Consider the following 3,689-nt stretch of genomic DNA (forward strand, 5'->3'; position numbering starts at 1 on the left):
CCCGCACATCGGCGGGAGCGTGATAATAGATCTCACAGGGCCAGAACACCTCTGCGGCCAGTGCCGCCCGCTGGATCTCCGGGGCGATGGCATCCCGGTCCCCCAGCAGCTGCCAGAAGTCGGTGAACTCCGGGTCCTCCATCTCCGCCAGCCGCCGGATGTTCTGAATGAGATTTTTCTGCTTTTCGCCAATTTGTTCCGGCGTCCAGGCAAGAGCAGCTTGCCGATCCTGCTCGCACTTACATTTCCAGCACAATCCCTCATAGCCCAAAGAGGTCCCACAGCCGGGGCAGGCGTATTTCAGGCTCATATTCGTTGACTCCTTTCCAAAGACAGAAAGACGCCCCGCGACACCCTGTCACTTGGACAGGCTGACGCAGGGCGTGAAAAGGCCGCAAGAAAGAAGCCACATCTACCCCCAGATGTGGTTTTCTCCACAGGCAAAATCCATTTTTTATATAGAATCAAAGTTATCTTTAACTGATTCGTGTGCATCTCCAAAAACTTCCGCCTACATCACGCATGATTCCACGCGTATAGTGTAAGTTGCTTGTGATACTTTTATATGGTTAGTTGCTTCTCTTCAAACCACAAGGTCGGATGGTTCTTTTCCATCATACCTAATTACATGGAAATTATCAACTAAAACTTGCATCGATAAAATCCCAGAAACCGCTCTCTGTTAGGAAAACACATAGATGATGGCTCAGGCTCTGCAAAGGCTATGTCCAGCCCTGCAAACTAAGCTTTCAGGCTGTGACGGTGTTTCCCTCCATTTTCAAAAGCATAGGAATTAGGATTCAAAATGGATAGAGGAACTGTTTGTGGCACTCTTTCTTTATAGGGCAGCAGAAGACTTCCATGCGGAGCAGCAGGGTGTTTCCGCATAGGAAAAATGCCGAATTTAAATCCTTGAGCAGGTAAATTGAGAACACCACAATCGAATTAGAGCAATTCGATTGCGGTGCTCTTTTTTGTTAATTACAGGTTAAAAAAGAATTTTTTCTTGCGCTCTTGTCAGCAGGGCCATTGTTGATGATATAATAAAAAGCAATATACACCACACCTGTTAAAATTAAGAATTTCCGATATCTGCTTTGCTATATAGCAATAAGGATCAGTTAATAACAGATGTATGGAGAAATTCAAAGGAGCAAAGTATGCGCAACCTTTTTGTCATTGGAAACAGATTTGATCTTGCGCACAATATAAAACGGGATTCAACCATTTTAGAGACTACTTAAGTGCAAACTACTCGATACTTCACAATATGCGCCATATGTACCAGAAGCAATAACAGAGCCATTACGGAAAAGAACTGCAAGACACTACAGAGATCGTTGGCTTAATCGCATATCTTTTAGACGAGACTGCCGCAGACACAGGAAAATGTTTTGATAATGTTGAACCTCAATACGGTAAAGAAGGAGACCGTATCTATTCTTGGGAATACGAAATGCAGAATCTATATGCGGGAATATGGCATGAACAATTCCATATATTACTGAACTTTCCATGGTAAAATTCAAACTTCCCTTTTGGTAGACAGCTTGATATTTTATTCAAAGAGGTGCATTTGCGATGGATATTTCTGTCCTTTATATTATTCCGAATGACCGGATTATTGAAACTGTCCAACGGGTTATGCAGCGTTGTGATGTTAACTATCCGGTATATTATGGAACCATGTCCGGAGCTTTGGAAATTGCGAAGCGGATGATCGCTCAGGGGAGCCGGGTGATTGTCAGCACCGGACTGACGGCTCTGTATTTACGCAAGCATCTTTCTGTGCCTGTTCTGGAACTGCTTTTTACAAATACGGAGTTTGCCAGAGCCATTCAGGAGGGAATTGCTTTTTCCGATAAGATTCTCATAGTTGCCAGTACCTATGTTAATTATTTTGTCCAGCGCAGTCTGGAGTTGTTTCAAAATCCAACCCATTCTATTCAGGCGGCTGTGCTGTCTCTCGACCGCCCCTTTGAAGAGCAGGTTCAAGAATATCTTGACCAAGGCGATTTTGACGTGGTCATTTCGTCCACGCCTGGCGAAGCAGGCGCGAATCAACGGGAAAATCGGGATTTTGTTTGACGTTGATGAAAAAATGGTTGAGTTTTCCATACAGACTGCGCGTTCTTTGCTGGATTTTGTAGTACACCGCGCGGAAAACGATCAGCTAATACACGCTGTTATGAATTATACGCAAGAAGGGCTTATTATTACGGACCGCGACGGTATCATTTCACAGCTCAACGCCTCTGCAGAGCGCATTATTGGCACTGTAAATGAGGAAGCCTGCGGGCAGAATGCCGACCAGCTGCTGGCGAATCGTCATATTGTAGATTCTCTTACCAATGAAAGTGGTCTGGCTGATCCGGAGGCCCATCCGGTCGTTTTGCAGCGCAACACGATCCAACTGGATGGAAAATCTGTTGGCATATTACTCTCCATTCACGACATGGCGGATATTCGGATGCTGGAACGCTCTGCCAAACGCATTCATGAGTTGAACGGCCATGTTGCCACATGGCGCCTTTCCAATATTATTGGCAAATCGGAGGCTATTTCTCAGGCCCGGCAAATGGCGCGCCGCTTTTCTCAGTACAACAGCACGGTTTTGATCCTGGGAGAGACGGGCACCGGGAAAGAGTTGTTTGCCCAGGGGATCCACAATGCGAGTCCTCGCCGCAACGAACCTTTTCTGGCGATTAACTGTGCTGCCTTACCGGAACAGTTGCTGGAAAGTGAGCTGTTCGGCTATGTAAAAGGTGCATTTACAGGCGCCCGCAGCAACGGGAAAACCGGTTTATTTGAAGCAGCAAATGGAGGTACTATTTTCTTGGATGAAATCAGTGAGATCCCACCCAACATGCAGGCGCGTCTGCTTCGGGTGATCCAAGAACGTCAGGTAGTCCGGATCGGTGATGACAAAGTGATACCCGTTGATATTCGGATCCTTGCTGCCAGCAATCGGGATCTGAGGACTCTTGTGCAGCAGGGGGCATTCCGGGCAGACCTCTATTACCGGCTGAGCGTACTGGAATTAAAGGTTCCGCCTTTGTCCTGGCGCAGAGAGGATATTCCGCTACTGGCACAGTCCCTTTTACAGAACAAGAACAAGGCCCTGAATACACACGTTACGGGATTTGCTCCTGAGGCGCTGGAAGTTCTCCAAAGCCTAGAATGGCCGGGGAATATTCGTCAGCTGTCCAACTTTATTGAACGCCTGATGATTTTGTCTGATCCGCCGCTTATTACGGGGGAGAACGCCCGCGCCCTTGCGCAGAATGAGGCCACAAAAGAGCTGCCTGTTTCTAGGGAGGGCCATTTCCCTACCCTGGAGGAAGCGGAATCCAATCTGATTCGAAAGGCATTGGATCAGACGGGAGGCAGCCGTACAGCTGCTGCGCAGCTGCTGGGTATTCACCCCTCAACTTTGTGGAGGAAACTACGGGATTTTGATACAGAAATTTCTCTTTGATGATTGCATAATGCACAGTCTCCATTGCATGATGCAACTGTTCCAGCCGATTTTTGCCTTTTTTCGGTAGAAATCGGCTGGATTTTCTTATATGGATATGGCATGTAAATTGCTTTATACTTGTTTAAAGCGATTGTGAATTGCTTTGAAGAAAAGGGGGAATTTTCATGGTATCCGTTGGTTGCAGAATCCACACGCATCCCGCACGTAC

Annotated in this window: 2 protein-coding genes and 1 pseudogene; 2 read left to right on the top strand and 1 reads right to left on the bottom strand. The window is 46.8% G+C overall.

All coding sequences use genetic code 11. From position 1 onward, the window contains the following. A pseudogene (locus tag Q0526_RS03535) lies at positions 1 to 310 on the bottom strand (hypothetical protein); the annotation flags it as partial. Between the two features lie 1,271 nt (positions 311 to 1,581). Between Q0526_RS03535 and Q0526_RS03540 the strand changes: the two are divergent. Both Q0526_RS03540 and Q0526_RS03545 read left to right on the top strand, forming a co-directional pair. Further along, positions 1,582 to 2,088, top strand: a complete 507-nt coding sequence (locus tag Q0526_RS03540; protein ID WP_298730906.1) for a PrpR N-terminal domain-containing protein — start codon at positions 1,582 to 1,584, stop codon at positions 2,086 to 2,088. After that, positions 2,003 to 3,478, top strand: a complete 1,476-nt coding sequence (locus Q0526_RS03545) for a sigma 54-interacting transcriptional regulator (protein WP_298730908.1) — start codon at positions 2,003 to 2,005, stop codon at positions 3,476 to 3,478. The genes Q0526_RS03540 and Q0526_RS03545 overlap by 86 nt, the downstream gene beginning before the upstream one ends. Positions 3,479 to 3,689: the final 211 nt, after the last annotated feature.

Source organism: uncultured Subdoligranulum sp. (genome assembly GCF_937890665.1).